Here is an 18607-nt window from a genome sequence, read left to right as displayed (position 1 = left end):
AGGAGATTAGAATGCAGATATATGTCCAGAGTTGCGGAGTTTATCCTAATCATGACTATACCTGGGTGCGCGATGATAACAAACAAATTAAACCTTCTTTACTTTATTCGATTGATAGACTAAGGCAAAAAAATGCTCCGTCAATTATCATATCAAGAACAGGAGGAGAGTTAATTTTACTAGTTTTTGGGTTAAGAACTAGCCAAAGATATGATTTTCAAGGTCGAGAAATCTTTAATTCTTTAGTTTGGATTGCTCAAGTTGCTGAAGAAGCATTTGTGCGGAAGCTTGCGGCTTGTGCTTTACGAAGAGAGCAAGATTTTTTGAAAATCATCGATCGATCGATTGTTGATGATGATAATGATGAACTAGGTTTTAAAGTTTTATGGACGCAAATCAAAGAACTGAGTTTTGCCAGAAAAGCAGAGGAAAAATTGCCAGATTCGACCAGGAAAATCGGCAAAAATACCCAAGAAATGAGAAAGAAACTTGCTGAAGAGTTAGACCAATGTAAATTACCAGAACAAGAAGGAGCTATAGTAGTTGTTACCGGAATTGTGGAAAGTGAAACTCTTAAAAAAGCTGGAGTTTGGCGTTCCTTATCACGTCTGGTAGAGCATGAAGCTTGGGAGGAATTTACGAAACAAAAAGAGGATTTCATCGGTAAACCTTTAGAAATCCTGCGCTTAATATATACCTATTTGGTATACTGCTTTGAAAGAATTTGCTAATTGGATTCAGGGTGCATTCTATACATTGGTGACGCTACGATAGCTTGGATAAAAAAAAGTATAAAATAATCAATATTCCAGTCTGATTCAAAGTGAAAAATCAAAATGCGATCGCTCTTCAGTAACCGATGGACTTTCGTTACAGTAGTATTGAGAATTTCATTTAAATCTAAAGATTTACGGATTCTTTCGCCCAGTAATATCTTGACATTGAGCAATTAGCAAACTTTCGGCTCGCGCATAATGTTCCTAAAACCAGCCCATCGGATGTAATTAAAGGCGCACCTGTTCTTTCATCATAATAGCTGAGCTTAGGTAAGTAAGTCAAAGGGACGATCCCAACCCATAAACTGTACCATTTCACTCAATAGTTATTGCTTCAGGTTTATAAGTGACGATCGCGATCGTACCACACCTCTTAAGGAATATTTAGTTTTAACACCACTGACAGATTCAACATAGTTTTACTTGCTTTAACTTGGAGTTAAACTAATCAAGTTACCTTGTTGATTATGAACTATGAATACAATCATCCCCGGAAGCAAAATTTACAGTTAGATTCCTTAAAAGAGGAAATTTTACTGGGATTGCAAATATGCGGAGAACTTTTAGTTCAATCTAAAGATATTATGTTAGGTGCGCTGGCCTATCAAGGTTGGTTAGAACATGGTCGCTGTTTAGTGATTGTTAATCTACCCAATGTAAAAGAAGTTTCCGGTGCCATAGAATTACCAATGGGCTTAATGCTGCATGACGATCCAGCAATTAAGTTTGTGGGAGCACAAGAATTGATCGAACAATATAATCCTCAAACTGAGGGAATATTGGTTGTCTCTCACACAAATTCTTATTACGCTATGGCTTGTGCCTGCATATTTGCTCCTAGCTTCCCCCCGCAAGTTTGTTATGAAGAAATCATCAGTAGACCTTGGGAATTTGACCTTAGTTGATTTTTTCATAAAGCGATCGAAAAAGACTCGCTCTTCTAATTCTAATTAGTAGCAAGTATAAGTAGTAGTAATGGAGTTCCTACTACTTATACATTACTGTTTTAATGATTCATCAAAAAAGCTGGTACTTCTACTAAATGAAAATAAACTAGCGCCGCAATTACTAAAGTGTAAAGCGTTGAACCACCAAGTCCAATCAATACATCGCGCTTTACATTTCGCTTTTCTCCTGCTAAAAACATATCCATTGCACCAACCTGCATCATCAAAATTCCTAGTACATTAGAGAGCCAGTAACCCACAATTGTACCCGGTAAAAACCAGTCAGCATTTAACCAACCAACCAAATAACCAAATAATAGAGAGATGGGTAAATTGAAAAATAAATCATTCCACCAAGACAGGGGAGAAAGCATATAACCAATCCCTACTAGTAATCCGCCGCGCAGTTTTCTAAACATAGTTTTTTGTTGACAATTATCTAGTTTTCTATATAAGATTTACTTGAAAAAAGTAACTAATTGCTCATAATTCATTGTAAGCTTAAATAGCGGTACTGCCAAAAAATCCTCTACCCCCCCATTTCACTAAACCATTGAATCAGTTAAGATATCAAAGCACGCTAAATCTAGCAAAGTAGGGAAACTCCGGTGTAAGTCCGGGGCTGTGCCGCAGCTGTAAGCGTATAGAATAGGCAGTCATCAGCTGTCTTTGTCTTATCGTTAGCCAGAACACCTACTTGTTAACGTTCACTTTAATTTCCTGCGTCGCACAGGAGAAAGGATAATTAATTGATGCCTACCGTAAATTTATCGACTTTGACTACCTTAACGAATTTAGAATTTCCCAGATTACCTCTACAAAGACCATTATTAATGATTGGTCATGGTACTAAAGATGAAGAGGGAAGACAGAGTTTTTTAGATTTTGCAGCTGCTTATCAAGAGTTAGATCGATCGCGCCCCGTAGTACCATGTTTTTTAGAATTAACTGGCCCGACAATTCAAGAAGGGATCGATCGCTGCATCGAGCAAGGTTACACAGAATTTTCAGTTTTACCAATTTTATTATTTGCCGCCCGTCACAACAAATTTGATATTACCAACGAGTTAGACCGCGCCAAAATTAAATATCCACAACTCAAATTTCACTACGGTCGGCACTTTGGAATTACCCCGAATATATTGGAAATATGGCGATCGCGCCTAGCTCAACTAGACAACGAAAAATATCCAAGACCCGAAACAGTTTTACTATTTGTCGGGCGAGGTTCCAGCGACCCCGACGCTAACGGCGACGTTTACAAACTAGCACGAATCCTTTGGGAAGGCAGCGGTTATTCCACAGTAGAAACCTGTTTTATCGGCATTACCCACCCCCGTTTAGAAGAAGGATTTCGTCGCGCCAGACTTTATCAACCCAAGCGAATTATCGTTTTACCTTACTTCCTCTTTACCGGACTTTTAGTAAAAAAGATTTTCGACATTACCGCCCAACAACAAGCCCAATTTCCCGAAATAGAAATGACTTGTTTGCCAGAAATGGGCATTCATCCCCAACTGTTTCAAGTAATGCGAGAACGGGAAATTGAAACCCAATTAGGCGAAGTACAAATGAACTGTGAAATGTGTAAATTTCGCCTTGCTGCTGTTAGTAAAAACGGCAATGGACATAGCCACGATCGCGGACATTCTCACCATCATCACCATCATCACCACAGTCACGACCACTCACACCCAACTGAAGATCCTTACGCCGATCTAGAAAAATATCATCAAAAAATTTGGCAAGCACCTTAACTGCTGATCAAATCCCCGACTTCTTGAAGAAGTCGGGGATCTAAATATCATATTCAGTAAAATCTAAACTTCTGACATTCAAAATGAGCAAAGAATTTCCCATTGGCGCAAAAGTCCGAGTCGTAGCATTACCACCTTACGTGAAAACAGCCGAACCGATGCCGATGCTGCGTCCACCAGATGTGATTAAGTTAGGTGAAGAAGGAATAGTGATCGATCGCCGTCCCGGAGGTTATTGGGGCGTGCGCTTCGCCAGAGGCAACTTTTTACTAGACAGTCAATACATCGAATTTGCATCAAATCCCAGTACTCAAAACCAGGATTATGGCTAAAATCAAAATCCTCCAAGGAAGTTAGGCTCTCCCGTACTCATGGTGATAAGTAAACCTAATTAATTAGCAAAGTGCTTACTCCACAAGGTTTCCCAGTCCCCAGTCCCCAGTCCCCAGTCCCCAGTCCCTAAAACCAGAGTTTTCCACCACAAGTACGGGAGAGCCGGAAGTTAGAGCAACCCTTCTTGACCCATTTTTTCAATCACTTGTAATCCGCGAGGGTCGCCAACTCGTAACAGAGAAGCTTTCGCGTCTTCTCTGACTCCCATATCAGCGTCTTCTTCCATCACTAGAATCAGAGCATCGATCGCACCAGCATAAACTACATTTGATGGTAATTCCCGACAAAGTTGCCCCAAAGACCAAGCACAGTTACTCCGCACCGCTGCAATTGGATCTTGAATCAAAGCTTCAATCAACGGAGGAATGGAAGCGACTACAGCTTCATAGCCCAACTCAGCCATTTGTGCCAAAGAACTAGCTGCCCATAAACGTACAGCCGAAATATCGGTTCGTAAAGCATCAGTCAGCGGGGCGACAGAACGGCGATCGCGACAGTTCCCCAACGCCCAAACGATACCTTTACGGACATAACCATTCCAATCTCGGTTTAACTGGTTAATCAGCGGTTCTACCGCATCACCACTAGGGTTACGTCCCAAAGCATAAGCAGCACTTACCCGCACCAACGGACAAGCATCAGTCAACAAGCGAATTAAATGGGGAATAGCCCGTCGATCTTGTAACTCACAAAAAGCTCTGGTTGCCACCATTCTTTGGTGTGTTTCCGGCGCATTCAACAGCGCCAACATTGCCTCTGGATCGGGTTTAGCAACCTCTTCCTCGTCAAGCGGTTCTAGCCGATCCAAGGGACTTTGCAGATCGGCTTCTGGGTCAAGTAAGGTCAGGTCGTCGTCATCATACATAGCTGTAAATTACCTTATCAGACCTGATGCCATCAGTCTGTCACTCAGGTTAGCGATCGAAAAATCTATCTGTTGTTGATTGTAGAGAGGCAGAAAGAAGCAATTTGTCATTTTTCCCTACTTTTAGAGATAAACACTAAGCAACTGTAATTAATCTTAAGACTAAGTTTAAACCTGAAATCATAACGTTTTTTTCAAGTTTAGATCCTTATTTTAGTATATTGGACTACATTAAGACTAAATTAAAGAGCAACTCTTAGACATCAGGAGCAGAATGTGACAGATCACCTAGAACCATATCGACGTTTAGCACGTGCAATCAAATTCGTTCCCCCTTTGCCGAAACCTGAGTTAACAGAATCAAAGGAAAATCATTATAGCTTACCTTCATCAGTATCGCATTTTCCAGCGACAAAAGTATCATCGCCTGCCAAAGAGGAAGAAAATTTTGGCCCACCTCCCGATCCATCGGAACATATTGCAGCTTTGGTGAAAAAAGCGGTTTCTAAGCAAACAGTTTTGCCAGTTACTTATAGCATTCAGGAAAATATAGGCGATCGCATCAGTCGATTAAACCACAACACAAGAACTCAACCAAAAAAACCAATAATCATTCTGCCCAAAATTCCCGCACCCGATCCCAATTGGATTCCTCCGACTCCAGTCACTCCCCAAGAAACTGCTGAGGTTGAAGTAGCAGCAAATCATTTACCAGAAACTTCAACCAATGGCAAATTGCCAGTTGAACAAATAGCCTTAGCAGAAATAAAATTACCGGAAAACTCAATTCTTCCAGTATTAGAAACCCCACATTCAGAGGAGTTATTAGTAACACCTTTGAACAGCGAAAATTCTGCTATAGAAACTACTCCAGAATTAGTAGAAGTTTGTACATTAGCGACAACAGTTGCTTTAGTAGAAACAGAAACATCAGAAGTTGTTCAGCCGGAAATATTGAGCCAAGCAATTATTGAAGAACCTGTTATTACTGAAGTAGGGAAAATTTTCCCTGTTCAAGAAACAGTAACAGAACAGCTTAAAAATGTTGCTGACTTGCTTACAGAAGTATCCGAAAATGTGTCAACTCCTGAACCAACAACTACTAAAAAATCATCTGGTAAAGGCTGGTTAATTGCAGAAGTAGTTTGTCCTAAATGTCGTTCTAATAAAGTTAAAGAAAAGGGATACACTAACGGTCAGCAAAAATATACTTGCAAAAATTGTGGTAAACGTTGGCGTGTTGATTTAGAGCTAAGAGGGGAAAATGATTAGGTTAGGGATTGGTGATTGGTGATTTGGGTAGGGGCGATTCATGAATCGCCCCTAAATATACTTTACCATTGAAAGAGATTGGACTTGATAACCTAATTGTTGGTAGAGATTAATTGCTGGCTGATTGGATTGAAAAACTTGAAGACTGATTTGCCGATCGCCCCGACTTTTTGCCCAATCTTCGCCCAATTGCATTAAACTTTTCCCAATACCTTGGCGACGATGTTCGGGAGCAACATAAAGGAGAAAAATGTGAGCGTGGCGATCGGCATTTACCTGATCGATTCCATTACCAACCCACAAACAACCAACTTTAATTGCAGTACTATTTTCCAACTTTTCTTCTACCCACCAAACCGGAGTTTGGGCAGAAAAATACTTCTCAACTGTAACAGCTAAATGAGAGAAATTCTGTTGAGGAAACAGTTCTTGGTAAGTTTTTTGCATAAACTTGACCAAAGTAGCCCGGTCTAAACTTGAACCAGTAACAAATTGATAGTTCGCTGGTAATTTGTAGCTCATTTAGGAAGCAGAAGTTACTTCTTCAGTTGGTGCGGGTGCTGCCATATCCGCAGGTAAAAAGATGCGCGAACTCACTGCTAGTAAAGCCACTAAAAACACCAACAAAATCAAAAAAGGAGCAACATATTGACGAAAAATAGCCATAGTTAGAATTGCCTAGTTTGAGTAAAAAAATTGGTTTCAGAAAACTTTTTCAGTCTCTATATTACAGTTTACAACTAGATTTCAAAATCTTCTCTTTCATCTAATCCAGGTCTGGGCATCGGTTGAAGTCGAGGATTCCAAGGAGCGACAATAGGTAAAAGCGCTAATCCTGGTAAAGCGGCGAAAATACTGATTAGGAAAAATAAAGGCCAACCTGTTTTTGCTGCTAAAAAGCCGGAAGGAGCAACCAAAAGGTCTCGACTGACAGCCATAAAACTAGTGAGCAAAGCGTATTGAGTAGCAGAAAAACGCTGGTTACAAAGACTCATTAAAAAAGCCACAAAACCCGCTGCTGCAAGTCCTCCACAAAAGTTTTCTACATTAATACTCAACACTAAAAGCGGATAATTTTTTCCGGCTTGCGCGAGGACGAAATAACCGATATTACTTAAAGCTTGCAGTAAGCCAAATATCCACAAAGAGCGATTAATCCCAATTTTACTGAGAATTGCACCTCCGGTTAATGTTCCGACAATCGTGGCGATTAAACCCATTCCCCCACGAATTGCGCCAATTTCTTTTTGAGCAAAACCAGTTTTAATTAAAAAGGGAGTGGAAAGACTGCTGAGGAATGCGTCACCAAGACTGTAAAGGACGACGAACAGTAGAATTACAAATCCTAAAAGTAAGCCATTTCGAGAGAAAAAATCGCCAAAAGGTAAAACAACTGCTTCTCTTAAAGATTCGGGTCGATTTTCGTCTTCTGCTGGCTCTGGCGCAAAGAATGAGGCGACTACACCGATGAGCATGAGGAGGGACATGAACAGAAAAACGGAAGGCCAAGGGATGCTATCAGCGAGAATAAAAGCGATCGAACCTGTGGCTAAAAGGGCGAGACGATAACCTAAAACGAAAACGGCTGCACCTGCGCCCATTTCCAGTTTTTCTAAAACGTCGGTGCGGTAAGCGTCAGCAGCAATGTCTTGGGTAGCACCGAAAAAGGCTATTAATACAGCGTTAACGGCGAGAAGTTGTAAAGCTTGACTGGGTTTTTGGAAGTAGAGGGCAGCGATCGCTAAAATTAAAGCTACTTGAGTAATTGCCAACCAACCACGTCTCCGCCCTAAAAATGGTGGTACATAGCGATCGAGTATGGGCGACCACAAAAACTTCAGCGAATAGGGCAAATTTACCAAACCAAACAACCCGATCGCACCTAAATCAACTTTTTCTAAAGTCATCCAAGCTTGCAGATTGCTTCTCGGTAATAAAAAGGGCAACCCAGAAGAAAATCCCAATAACAAAAGAGCCGCCATTTTGCGACTCTGAAAAACTTTCAGAAAAGATGAAACTGTTTCCACAATAAACTCTAGTAAGCTCTAAACTTTGAGCCATCTTCGCACAAAAAGGGACTGGGGAGGTAGTTAGGATGATGCTCAACACTTCTTTAGTGTATATCGATAACTTGAGATATGCAGGAAATTTACCCTGTATATTCCAGGTTATTGGGATAAAATCAGGTACGATGTGAGTAAAACAAACTTAAGAAGAGGATCGTATTTTTGCGATCGCTAATTATCAATACTGTGAGGGAGAAAATTAAGTCAAATTAAAAGGCTAAAAGAAAAAATTAGTCCCCCAAAGAAAGGCATCTTAATTAGTAGAACAGGGAGGCTCCATGAGCGTTATCGATTTAAAAAATCTTTATGAAACAGATGATTATCTGTGGTTAGAATCAACTATAGAACTACTAAAGAATAAGCAATTTAAGGCTTTAGATTTAGAAAATTTAATTGAGGAATTAGAAGATTTGGGGAGTGAGAAAAAACACGCCGTAGTTAGTTTTTTGAATCAGTTGCTACGGCATTTACTACTACTGCAATATTGGACAAGCGAATTCGATAATAATACCGTTCATTGGCAGGAAGAGATTTATAATTTCCGCTCTGAATTGAATGAAAGATTGACAACTACACTTCGTAATTACCTAGAAAAAGAATTAGAACGTATCTATCAGAAAGCACTTAAAGCTGTAAAGATAAAAACTCAAAACTCTGTCGAGTTCCCCCCAGAATGCCCTTACACACTTGATGAGCTACTCGATGAAAACTGGCTACCAAGAAAAGAAATGAAATGAGCTTAAAAACTCTTAAAGATAGGGGACAAGGGGACTAGGGGAATTTTTACCTTTTGCCCCTAGAACCCCTCAGCCCCTAATAATTGCGCCAAACGCCGACCAATGTTCCTTGGAGTTGGACTTCTTGTGCTGGTGCTTCGATAGGTTGATATTTGGCGTTAGCGGGTTTGAGGATGACGCGATCGCTTTTGCGGTAAAAGCGTTTTAAAGTGGTACCATGTCCTTCCACTCTCGCCGCTACAATTGTGCCATTCTTCACTGTGTCGGGTTCAACGACGGGACACAAAATTACTAAATCACCATCAGCAATATGATCTTCGATCATGCTGTCTCCCATTACCCTTAAAGCAAAAGTTTTTGGTGGTAATGCGTTGGCAAAGTCGAATTTTTCTACTGAATCGGTGTAAGGTTCTACCATGCAACCTGCGGCGATCGCGCCTAAAATCGGTACGCTACTACTAGGTTCGGTTTCTATTTGCGATCGCAAAATTCTATAAGTCCGAGCTTTGCCATCTGTCCAGGTAATATATCCTTTTTCTCGCAAATGATCTAACCGACTTTGCACGGGTGCTGGTGATTTTAAATTCATCGCTCGCATCATTTGCCTAATTGACGGCGCATAATGATGCTGATTGATGTATTCCACTAACCAGTCGTAAAGTTCTTGTTGAGCTCCTGTGAGGGTTTCCATAGTAAAATTTCGCTAATGTGTTCTAGGTAGTTTTTGATCTGTTATGAGCGATCGATTCATCACTCAAAAATTTATCTTCTAGAACATTCGTACTATTAAAAACCCCTTTTTGTCCAGTATTTTATAAAAAAGGATATAGGTTGAATAAAAATTTGGGAGAAAAATCTCAGCATTTATCCTGAATATGTCTCAGTTTTTTTGCTTTGAATAATTCAAGAGTTAGACGACAACACTAAATATGGAGTAATGGTGCGTTACATTTCCCTAACGCACCCTACGGATGGAATTAATCTGCACCGAGTAAACTAGCTAATAAAGCTTTTTGGGCGTGCATTCGATTTTCTGCTTGATCCCAAAGTCTAGACTGTGAACCTTCCATCACTTCATCTGTAATTTCTTCGCCACGATGAGCAGGTAAACAATGTAAAACAATGGCATCTTTATCAGCCAAACTCATCAATTGTTCGTTAACTTGATAAGGTTGAAAAATGGGAATTCTATTATCAGCTTCAGCTTCTTGACCCATACTAGCCCAAACATCTGTGTACACCACATTTGCACCTTTAGTAGCAGTAATCGGATCGGTTGTAATTGTGACTTCAGTGCGATCGCCTGCTATTGCCTTAGCTTTTTCTATTATATTTGAATCTGGTTGATAATCTATTGGGGAAGCAATTCTCACATTCATTCCTACCATCGCACAACCCAACATTAGGGAATTAGCCATATTATTCCCATCACCAAGGTAAGTCAAAGTTAACCCTTTTAGCTGACCAAAACATTCTTTGGCGGTTAATAAATCTGCCAAAACTTGACAGGGATGTTCTAGGTCAGTTAAAGCATTAATTACCGGAATTTTGGCATAATCAGCAAAAGTTTGTAAATCCTTTTGTTCAAAGGTTCTGATTGCTAAAATATCCAAATACCGATCCAAAACTCTTGCAGTATCTTGTAATGGTTCACCGCGACTAACTTGGGTAACATTAGGATTAAGGTCAATTACTTGTCCCCCCAGTTGGTACATCGCCACAGTAAAACTTACCCTAGTTCTAGTGGAAGCTTTAGAAAAGAGTAATCCCAGAACTTTGTTACAGCGAATATTGACTTTTTTGGCTTTCATTTGTGTAGCGAGATCCAAAAGTTGAAGTAGTTCTTCTGAAGTTAGGTCTGCTAGGCTTAATAAATCTCTTCCTTTGAGTGTTTCCATGCTTTTTCCTAAAATTGTGGTGAAATGCGATCGTCCTGAGAATTTTCCCAAGCAATCAGCATTTTAAAAAGCTAACAGATCTTTTCCCTGAAGGATAGCTACATCTTTGGTATTTTCTGACATTTATGTATGTTGTTGTGCTTTAGCGCTATTAAAACTAGGATAAGAGCGCTGAAGCGCAACAACGTACATGAGCTTAATCTGATTTATAATAACAAATAAACATTGGCTGTTTATTGAGAGTAACAAAAAATGACTCAGCTATCTAAAAATCAAACTCCGCGTCGGGGAAGAGTATTTCCAGAACGTCAATTATCTCCAGAAGAAAAAGCACTTCGTCAGGTTGAAGGTGAAAAGTTTAATCAGCGTTGTCAGGAGATATTTGAAAGAGTTAAACCAGAATTAATTAAAGAACATTACGATTGGTTTATTGTGATTGAACCAGAAAGTGGGGATTATGTAATTGATGCAGATGAAACAATTGCTCGACAAAAGGCTAAGGATAAATTTGGACATACTTTGCGACTAATGATGAGAATAAATGAAACTGGAGCCTGTGGCAAAATATGATTTCAGGTGAATTTAATAGTAATGGAGAATTAATTTTTGAGATTGGGTTGATTGCTGCTGATGGTGATATTATTACAGTCAATGCACTTCTAGATACAGGTTTCACAGGCTGGTTAGCAATTGATACTCAAGATGCTGAAAGTTTAGGTTGGATTTTTGCAAATCAGAAAGAAACAATGAAGACTGCACGCGGCAATGCACAGTTCAATCTCTATGCTGGGTTTGTGATTTTTGATGGAGAATAATTAACAATCCCAGTATTATGTGGAAATGAACTTTCAGATATTCTTTTAGGTGTCCGTTGGCTACAAACAAAGAGACTTGTGGCTGATTTTCCAGCAGGAGTTTTGACTTTAGGATAAGTGAAAAAACGCTTCAAAAATCCGGTTTATTTAATAAACTGGGTTTTTATTGTGGTGAATTGGGGTGAGTGCGATCGCTATCTCATCTACTCAAATCAGCTTATAATATAAACCAGATATTTAGTTATTTAGCCAACATGAATAAATTACCTTCTCATCAAACTGCACGTCGAGGCAGGGTATTTCCCGATCGCCAATTATCTCCCGAAGAAAAAGCCAAACGACGCGCTGAAAGTGAGGCATTTGCTCAACGCTGTCGGGTAATTTTTGAACGAGTTAAACCAGAACTAATTAAGGATCATTATGATTGGTTTATTGTGATTGAGCCGGATAGTGGCGACTATTTTATAGACGCAGATGAAATGGTTGCGATACAAAAAATTTGTGAAAAATATCCTCATACCAAGAGTCTCATTATGCGTCTAAATGAAACAGGAACCTGTGGCAGAATATGATTTCAGGCGAATTTAATAGCAAGGGAGAGTTAACTTTTGAAATAGGTTTGATTGCTGCTGATGGTGATATTATCCAAGTCAAAGCACTCCTAGATACAGGTTTCACAGGCTGGCTAGCAATTGATAACCAAGATGCCGAAAGTTTGGGATGGATTCTTGGGAGTCAACAACGAAATATGGAGACTGCACGCGGCGAAGCACGGTTTAATTTGTATCGAGGAAATGTACTTTTTGATCGAGAAGAATTCGCAATTTTAGTTTTGGGTGGAGATGAGTTGCCAGATATTTTGTTGGGTACACATATTTTTGGGCGACTTTCCAATAACGGGAAAAACGTTTCAAATCAATGTAACCGTCATAATCTAAAAAAGGATCGATCGCCACCACCAACAACCTAACCTCTTTCTCAATTTCTCCACAAATCTCTTGAAATCTAGGACTAGGACTTTCCGCAGTCACCACAGTATTAGCATCATGTTCTTTGGCAAAAGCTAATACCTCATTTGCCACATCACCGCGACGAATCACCACAGGTAACTCTAACAAACATTCATAAATAAAAGTAATTCGTTTCAGACTAATTTGCCATTCTTTAAGTAACGCTTCATCCCAAACCCAAATAGCAGGCGCATCAGGAAATTGCAGCAAAGCGGGATTTTTCGGACTCAAACAATCACCATGTATCCAAATAATTGTAGTCATTTGTCATTTGTTATTGGTGAGCATCCACAGTAAAAAGAACTTCTGCAAAAACAGATAACATAGATATACCATCTGCGTTCATCTGCGTTTATCTGCATTCATCTGCGTACTAAAAAAGAACTCCGGCAAAAACAGATAACCTTTATATACCATCTATGTTCATTTGTGGTTTAAAAAACACTTTCAACCTCGCCGTTTTCCCTTTTGCGAACTTTGACTCCCGCTGCGATTTTCAAAAGGTGCAGCTTTAGGAAACAATCGCTTTTCCAAATCCTCATAACTTCCCTCAAAATCACATTTACCATACAAAGGACATTGACGACAATAAACCCCTTCCGTATAGCGTTCTAAATTTTCCCGATTAAAAAAGTATGGCTTATGACTAAAAGTACTAGCAACCCATTGCCAAGAAAGATTATTACTAGCGGGATCTCCATCTAATAAATGTGATAAAAACCACTTTGCGCCTACTTGCCAAAGTACCTTTCGCCAATGCACAATATAAGCTGCTAACCACATTCTGGCATGATTGTGTAAATAGCCGTGCGATCGCAAATCCTCACTAAAATTATCGATACAAACTAAACCCGTACTTCCCGAAATAATATCTTCAGGAAGATTATCACCATAATCTTTAACACTATAACCAGTTTTGTATGGTTCTCGATCCTGCCAAATTTTATCTCCCAATTGAGCATATAATCTTTGCCAATAGTCTCGCCAACCCAACTCATTAATTAATTTGGTAGCATCATCTTGATTTTCCACTTTCCCTAAAACAGTATCGCGCACTTCTGCTAAACTAATTACGCCATAGCGAATATAAGGCGAAAGCTTGGTGACAGCACCAGTTAGGAAATTGCGTGATTTAGCGTAATTTACTGGCTCAATTTTGTGGAGAAATTCCTCAGCGGCTTTCCTTCCACCCAAGGTTTCGCTAATATGTTCATCTTGTATTGCTACATCGAGAAATTGCTCTCTGAGGTAAGCAATTAATTCATCGCGGTTAGTAAATTCACGTTGCATATCTTTAGTCATTTTGCATCTATTTCGCGCTTTTTTCCACTGTTTTTAGGGTAACTTAAATTTGAGCGAAACACAAAATTTACTAAACCGTTTTTATTCGTCTTTTAGGAGTGATAATATGCGTTTCTTTCCTCAACTTCCTTTAGCAATTAATTTCAGCAAGCAGAAAAATTGGTCTTTATTCAGTGTATTTTTGTTAATTTTAACCATTGTTCCAACAAAAGCCTATCCGCAGATAGAAGCGCAAAAATTTACTGATACTGTAGTTGCTCAAGAGACTACCACAACCAATTTTACTTTAGCAAAAACTGTTTCTCGGCATTCAGGAGGAGTTAAAGGTATTGCGATTAGTCCTGATGGTGAAACTTTAGTGACTGGTAGCAGTGACAAAACTATTAAAGTTTGGAATTTGCCAACTGGTGAATTACAAAGGACTCTTTCGGGACATACAGCGCCAGTTTTAGCAGTAGCGATTAGTAAAGATGGTAGCAGGTTAGTGAGTGGAAGTAGCGATCGCACCATCAAGGTCTGGAATTTAAAAACTGGTAGATTACAAAGGACAATTTCCGGTCATTCCGGCGGAATTTATTCAGTTGCAATTAGTCCAGATGGCAAAACTTTAGTCAGCGGAAGTGGCGACGGAACAATTAGAATTTGGGATGCAAAAACTGGTAACTTACAGCGCACTTTGCGTCCTAATGCTGGGATGATTTTATCAGTGGCAATTAGTCCTGATGGGAAAACGATCGCCAGTGGTAATCAAGATTTAACCGTAAAAATTTGGGATCTTAGCAACGGAAAATTGCTAAAAAATCTCACCGGACATAGTAATTATGCAGTTTGGTCAGTTGCTTTTAATCCCGATGGTAAAAGATTAGCTAGTAGTTCCCATGACGGCGCAATTAAAATTTGGAATAGCGAAAATGGCGAATTACTAAACACTTTTCAAGACGAAAGTCCAGTTTTTTCCCTAACTTTTAGTCCCGATGGAACAAAGCTTGCAAGTGGCGATCGAGCTAGTCAAGTTAAAATTTGGGATATTAGCACTGGAAATATCCTACAAACTCTCACAGGACACACCGACAAAGTAGAATCAGTAGCCTTTAGTCCAGATGGCAAAACCCTCGTTACAGGCGGTAGTGGCGCTAAAGATACTAGCATTAGAATTTGGCGTTTACAGTAATTGCAGGGGAGCAGAGGAGCAGGGGAGAAAATAAAAATTTAGCTTTCTTCCCTTCTGCCTTCTGCCTTCTGCCTTCTGCCTTTCTAAGACTTTTTACTACCAAAAACTTGGGCTTTATAATCATCTATTATTTGCCAAAGTTCTTGGCGAGTCCCAGCATTGAGTAAGTAACGGTACACAAACCAACCTGAGTAGATAACACCAATTAACTGAAAGAAGGGTTCAAAAAAGGGAATTTCATTAAAAGTATCCAGCAAGCCTGAGATCACTTTCAGGGCAATGATACTGGCTATAATTACACCAACAACTGTTAAAGGTCGTTGATAGTCTCTAAAGAAGTTACTCACAGAATCAGGTAAGCGATCGAGTATTTCTGATATTTGTTTACCGAATTGTTGCCACTGAGTTTCAGCAACAGGTTCATCAGATATGTTAACTTCTACTGTGGGAGGAGTTGGGACTTTGACTTCGACTTTAGGAGTTTGCATTGTTGGTGGGGGTGTTGGAGGTGTTGGAGGTGTTGGAGGTGTCGGAGGTGTCTTTTCTGCTGTGACAGTGGGATTTTCCGCAGGTGTGGTAGATGGGGGAGTGACTGTCACCTCTTTTTTCTGGATCGGTTCTGGAGGAGTTGGGGTAGTTGGATTTTCAGCTTGTGATTCCATGTTGATTTTTGTGATAACGACAATTGAAACGAAAGACTTAGGAACAAGACTATCAGGATTAAGCGATCGTACTAAAGAACTTAGGCATAATTGATAAGATTATTTGATTTTGTAAAACTTATGTAACTATCTGTAGCTGTATACGCCATCTCTCGTAAGCTACATTTATTGTTTAATGTCTTGCTGTGTTTTAAATCAATAGGTATGTCTCACCGTCCCATTTATCTAGATAACCATGCGACTACGCCACTCGACGAAAGGGTGTTAGCCGCTATGCTTCCTTACTTCCGAGAAAACTTTGGCAATCCTGCGAGTATCAATCATGTCTACGGTTGGGAAGCGGAAGCCGCTGTGAAACAATCTCGACAAATTTTAGCCGAGGCGATTCACGCCACACCTGAAGAAATTATATTTACTAGCGGCGCAACCGAAGCTAACAATTTAGCCATCAAAGGTGTTGTTGAAGCTTATTTTCAAAAAGGACGACATATAATTACAGTCCAAACCGAACATAATGCTGTTCTCGATCCTTGCGAATATTTACAATCTTTGGGTTTTGAAGTCACTTTACTTCCCGTGCAAAAGGATGGATTAATCGATCTAAACTTGCTGGAAAAAACCATTCGTCAAGATACAATTTTAGTTTCTGTAATGGCGGCGAATAACGAAATAGGAGTTTTGCAGCCTTTGACAGAAATCGGGGCAATTTGTCGGGAACATGAAGTACTTTTCCACACTGATGCAGCGCAAGCAATTGGTAAAATTCCTCTGGATGTAGAGGAGATGAAAATTGATTTAATGTCTTTGACGGCGCATAAAATTTATGGGCCAAAAGGGACAGGTGCTTTATATGTCAGAAGACGCAATCCGAGAGTGAGATTAGCGCCACAAATGCACGGTGGGGGACATGAACGGGGAATGCGATCGGGAACATTATACACCCCACAAATTGTCGGTTTTGCTAAAGCAGTGGAATTGGGGATTTCCGAAATGAAATCGGAAGCCAAACGACTGACAAATTTACGTCAGCGTTTGTGGACAAAAATTTCCCAACTTCATGGCATTGTGTTAAATGGTCATCCAACCAAAAGATTACCAGGAAACTTAAATATCAGCGTGGAAAATGTCGATGGTGCTGCACTTTCCTTGGGATTACAATCAATAATCGCCATATCTTCAGGATCGGCTTGTACTTCAGTAAAAACCGCCCCTTCTCATGTTTTAACAGCGTTGGGACACTCGCCAGAGTTGGCTTTTGCGTCAGTTCGCTTTGGAATTGGTCGGTTTAATAATGAGTTAGAAATTGATTTAGCCGCCGAACATTTGTGCAATACTGTTAGACCATTGCAGACGGTTTTTCGTGCGAGTTAGCGATTGTAAAGTTGAGTGGTTTTGCGTAAGCGATCGCTCAATTCATCACTCAACAAATCGGAACTAGTAAACCGCCATCGCCAATTTCCCGCATTCACACTAGGGTCATTCATCCGGGCACGATTATCCAATCCTAAAACATCTTGTAAAGCAATTATTGCTAAATTAGCAACCGAAGCTAACGCCATCCGAATGAAAACCCAATTGATTTCTTTGATTTCTTGGTAATGGGAATAGCCCAAATATTCTGCAATATATAGCCTTTCTTTGTCACTTGCTTTTTCCCACCAACCAATTATCGTATCATTGTCGTGAGTGCCGGGATAAACCACACAATTAGGGATATAATTATGGGGTAAATAAGGATTTTTGCTATCGTCGCTAAAAGCAAACATTAAAATTCGCATTCCGGGAAAGTTAAAGCGATCGCGCAACTCCTCAACTTCCGGCGTAATAATTCCCAAATCTTCCGCTAAAACCGAGAGATTTCCTAAAGCTTGACCCAACTTTTCAAAAAAGTCTTCCCCAGGCGCTTTAATCCATTCGCCTTTCATTCCCGTAGTTTCTCCAGCCGGAATCCGCCAGAAAGCTTCAAAACCGCGAAAATGATCGATTCTGACAATATCTACATATTGCAAAGTTGCCTTAAATCTGTCAATCCACCAAGCATAATTAGTCTTTTGTAAATGTTCCCAATTGTAAACAGGATTTCCCCACAATTGCCCAGTTTCGCTAAAATAATCCGGGGGAACACCAGCCATCCAAGCAGCTTCTAAAGTTTCAGGATCGAGGGCAAAATTCTCTTGATTCGCCCAAACATCGGCGCTATTATGACAAACATAGATGGAAACATCGCCAATAATTTGAATGTTTTTCTCATTGGCATATTTACGTAACACTTTCCATTGTTCAAAAAACTTGAATTGTAAGAATTGATGATATAAAATAAAGTCTTTTAAAGCTTCCTTTTGTTCTTTAATTGCTTGCGGTTCCCTTCTAGCAATTGCTTTGTCCCAATAATTCCAAGCTTGTCCATTATGCACTTCTAAAAGAGACATAAATAGCACATAATCATCTAACCACCAAGCTTGTTCCTGACAAAACTTTTCTAATTCAGAATTTGGTCGATCTTTTAGCGTTAAACGAAAGCGATCGAACGCCGATTTCAAATACTCATACTTGTGAGGAATAACTTCGTCAAAATCTATGCGATCGTAAGCACCTTTTCCACTCGCCCCAATAGGCTTTAATTCCTCAGATTTTAGCAATCCCTCATCCACTAATTTTTCCAAACTAATCATCAATGGATTGCCAGCAAAAGCACTATAATTCATAGTATAAGGCGAGTGTTCGTATCCCGTCGGCCCTAACGGTAAAACCTGCCAAAAATTTTGACCGCTTTCCACTAAAAAATCGACAAAATTATAAGCTGCTTGCCCTAAATCGCCGATACCAAAATTGCCCGGTAAACAAGTAGGATGAAGTAAAATACCGCTAGAACGCTGCAAAGTCATAGTTCCCATAAGTTAAAAAATTCAAGGTAAATTATACCCTTAACCTATTGG

20 protein-coding genes, 2 pseudogenes and 1 riboswitch are annotated in these 18607 nt (G+C 39.8%); of the genes and pseudogenes, 11 read left to right on the top strand and 11 right to left on the bottom strand.

The window, feature by feature from the left end:
• The first annotated feature begins 11 nt into the window (after window positions 1-11).
• Entirely contained in the window at window positions 12-731 is a 720-nt protein-coding gene (locus ACE1CA_RS22780; protein WP_413276845.1) for a hypothetical protein, read from the top strand.
• Window positions 732-1243: 512 nt separating this feature from the next.
• A complete protein-coding gene (locus ACE1CA_RS22775; protein WP_413276844.1) occupies window positions 1244-1681 on the top strand; it encodes a hypothetical protein in 438 nt (145 codons plus the stop codon).
• A 101-nt stretch (window positions 1682-1782) separates the two neighbouring features.
• Here ACE1CA_RS22775 and ACE1CA_RS22770 read toward each other — a convergent pair whose 3' ends face one another.
• Window positions 1783-2142, bottom strand: a complete 360-nt coding sequence (locus ACE1CA_RS22770) for a DUF7980 family protein (protein WP_413276843.1) — start codon at window positions 2140-2142, stop codon at window positions 1783-1785.
• Window positions 2143-2278: 136 nt separating this feature from the next.
• Window positions 2279-2438: riboswitch (cobalamin riboswitch) on the top strand.
• Between the two features lie 37 nt (window positions 2439-2475).
• On the opposite strand from ACE1CA_RS22770, the gene ACE1CA_RS22765 reads away from it, so the two are divergent.
• Both ACE1CA_RS22765 and sipA read left to right on the top strand, forming a co-directional pair.
• Window positions 2476-3480, top strand: a complete 1005-nt coding sequence (locus ACE1CA_RS22765; protein WP_413276842.1) for a sirohydrochlorin chelatase — start codon at window positions 2476-2478, stop codon at window positions 3478-3480.
• An 83-nt stretch (window positions 3481-3563) separates the two neighbouring features.
• On the top strand, window positions 3564-3812 hold the full coding sequence (gene sipA / locus ACE1CA_RS22760; RefSeq protein WP_413276841.1) for a regulatory protein SipA: 249 nt from the start codon (window positions 3564-3566) through the stop codon (window positions 3810-3812).
• Window positions 3813-3982: 170 nt separating this feature from the next.
• Here sipA and ACE1CA_RS22755 read toward each other — a convergent pair whose 3' ends face one another.
• A complete protein-coding gene (locus ACE1CA_RS22755) occupies window positions 3983-4738 on the bottom strand; it encodes a HEAT repeat domain-containing protein (protein WP_413276840.1) in 756 nt (251 codons plus the stop codon).
• 276 nt (window positions 4739-5014) lie between these two features.
• On the opposite strand from ACE1CA_RS22755, the gene ACE1CA_RS22750 reads away from it, so the two are divergent.
• Window positions 5015-6010, top strand: coding sequence for an IS1/IS1595 family N-terminal zinc-binding domain-containing protein (locus ACE1CA_RS22750; RefSeq protein WP_413276839.1), 996 nt, complete (start codon window positions 5015-5017; stop codon window positions 6008-6010).
• Between the two features lie 51 nt (window positions 6011-6061).
• Here ACE1CA_RS22750 and ACE1CA_RS22745 read toward each other — a convergent pair whose 3' ends face one another.
• The 3 genes from ACE1CA_RS22745 to ACE1CA_RS22735 all read right to left on the bottom strand — a co-directional run bounded on the left by ACE1CA_RS22745 (window position 6062) and on the right by ACE1CA_RS22735 (window position 7992).
• Window positions 6062-6532 carry a GNAT family N-acetyltransferase gene (locus ACE1CA_RS22745; RefSeq protein ID WP_413276838.1) on the bottom strand — a complete coding sequence of 157 codons (471 nt, stop codon included), beginning with the start codon at window positions 6530-6532 and terminating at the stop codon, window positions 6062-6064.
• A complete protein-coding gene (locus ACE1CA_RS22740; protein WP_413276837.1) occupies window positions 6533-6676 on the bottom strand; it encodes a hypothetical protein in 144 nt (47 codons plus the stop codon).
• A gap of 74 nt (window positions 6677-6750) precedes the next feature.
• On the bottom strand, window positions 6751-7992 hold the full coding sequence (locus ACE1CA_RS22735; protein WP_486517490.1) for an AmpG family muropeptide MFS transporter: 1242 nt from the start codon (window positions 7990-7992) through the stop codon (window positions 6751-6753).
• A 362-nt stretch (window positions 7993-8354) separates the two neighbouring features.
• Between ACE1CA_RS22735 and ACE1CA_RS22730 the strand changes: the two genes are divergently transcribed.
• Window positions 8355-8813 carry a DUF29 domain-containing protein gene (locus ACE1CA_RS22730; RefSeq protein ID WP_413276835.1) on the top strand — a complete coding sequence of 153 codons (459 nt, stop codon included), beginning with the start codon at window positions 8355-8357 and terminating at the stop codon, window positions 8811-8813.
• A 76-nt stretch (window positions 8814-8889) separates the two neighbouring features.
• On the opposite strand, the gene lexA is transcribed toward ACE1CA_RS22730, so the two are convergent.
• Together lexA and argF are read right to left on the bottom strand one after the other, a co-directional pair.
• Window positions 8890-9504 carry a transcriptional repressor LexA gene (lexA, locus tag ACE1CA_RS22725; RefSeq protein ID WP_413276834.1) on the bottom strand — a complete coding sequence of 205 codons (615 nt, stop codon included), beginning with the start codon at window positions 9502-9504 and terminating at the stop codon, window positions 8890-8892.
• A 286-nt stretch (window positions 9505-9790) separates the two neighbouring features.
• The gene (gene argF / locus ACE1CA_RS22720; RefSeq protein WP_413276833.1) at window positions 9791-10711 is read right to left on the bottom strand and encodes an ornithine carbamoyltransferase; all 921 of its coding nucleotides are present in this window, start codon (window positions 10709-10711) and stop codon (window positions 9791-9793) included.
• A gap of 252 nt (window positions 10712-10963) precedes the next feature.
• On the opposite strand from argF, the gene ACE1CA_RS22715 reads away from it, so the two are divergent.
• The 3 genes and pseudogenes from ACE1CA_RS22715 (at window position 10964) to ACE1CA_RS22705 (ending at window position 12098) form a co-directional block, all read left to right on the top strand.
• Window positions 10964-11281: a hypothetical protein gene (locus ACE1CA_RS22715; RefSeq protein ID WP_413276832.1), complete on the top strand. Its 318-nt coding sequence runs from the start codon at window positions 10964-10966 to the stop codon at window positions 11279-11281.
• Window positions 11278-11643 (top strand): annotated as a pseudogene (locus tag ACE1CA_RS22710) (aspartyl protease). The gene ACE1CA_RS22715 and the pseudogene ACE1CA_RS22710 overlap by 4 nt, the downstream one beginning before the upstream one ends.
• Window positions 11644-11780: 137 nt before the next feature.
• On the top strand, window positions 11781-12098 hold the full coding sequence (locus tag ACE1CA_RS22705; protein WP_413276830.1) for a hypothetical protein: 318 nt from the start codon (window positions 11781-11783) through the stop codon (window positions 12096-12098).
• A gap of 294 nt (window positions 12099-12392) precedes the next feature.
• On the opposite strand, the pseudogene ACE1CA_RS22700 reads toward ACE1CA_RS22705, so the two are convergent.
• Both ACE1CA_RS22700 and ACE1CA_RS22695 read right to left on the bottom strand, forming a co-directional pair.
• Window positions 12393-12800: pseudogene (locus ACE1CA_RS22700) on the bottom strand (hypothetical protein); the annotation flags it as partial.
• Window positions 12801-12983: 183 nt separating this feature from the next.
• A complete protein-coding gene (locus ACE1CA_RS22695) occupies window positions 12984-13838 on the bottom strand; it encodes an FAD-binding domain-containing protein (protein ID WP_413276828.1) in 855 nt (284 codons plus the stop codon).
• A gap of 106 nt (window positions 13839-13944) precedes the next feature.
• Between ACE1CA_RS22695 and ACE1CA_RS22690 the strand changes: the two genes are divergently transcribed.
• Window positions 13945-15009 carry a WD40 repeat domain-containing protein gene (locus ACE1CA_RS22690; protein ID WP_413276827.1) on the top strand — a complete coding sequence of 355 codons (1065 nt, stop codon included), beginning with the start codon at window positions 13945-13947 and terminating at the stop codon, window positions 15007-15009.
• Window positions 15010-15092: 83 nt separating this feature from the next.
• Here the strand turns inward: ACE1CA_RS22690 and ACE1CA_RS22685 are convergent, their stop codons facing one another.
• Complete coding sequence (locus ACE1CA_RS22685; RefSeq protein ID WP_413276826.1) at window positions 15093-15671, bottom strand: CAAD domain-containing protein; 579 nt, start codon at window positions 15669-15671, stop codon at window positions 15093-15095.
• Window positions 15672-15875: 204 nt separating this feature from the next.
• On the opposite strand from ACE1CA_RS22685, the gene ACE1CA_RS22680 reads away from it, so the two are divergent.
• Window positions 15876-17042, top strand: coding sequence for a cysteine desulfurase family protein (locus tag ACE1CA_RS22680; RefSeq protein ID WP_413276825.1), 1167 nt, complete (start codon window positions 15876-15878; stop codon window positions 17040-17042).
• On the opposite strand, the gene malQ is transcribed toward ACE1CA_RS22680, so the two are convergent.
• On the bottom strand, window positions 17039-18556 hold the full coding sequence (gene malQ / locus ACE1CA_RS22675; RefSeq protein WP_413276824.1) for a 4-alpha-glucanotransferase: 1518 nt from the start codon (window positions 18554-18556) through the stop codon (window positions 17039-17041). The genes ACE1CA_RS22680 and malQ overlap by 4 nt on opposite strands.
• Between the last annotated feature and the right edge of the window lie 51 nt (window positions 18557-18607).

The sequence above is a fragment of the Floridaenema evergladense BLCC-F167 genome (assembly GCF_041929205.2).
Lineage (GTDB): Bacteria > Cyanobacteriota > Cyanobacteriia > Cyanobacteriales > Aerosakkonemataceae > Floridanema > Floridanema evergladense.
This window is presented reverse-complemented; position numbering and strand designations above follow the sequence as displayed.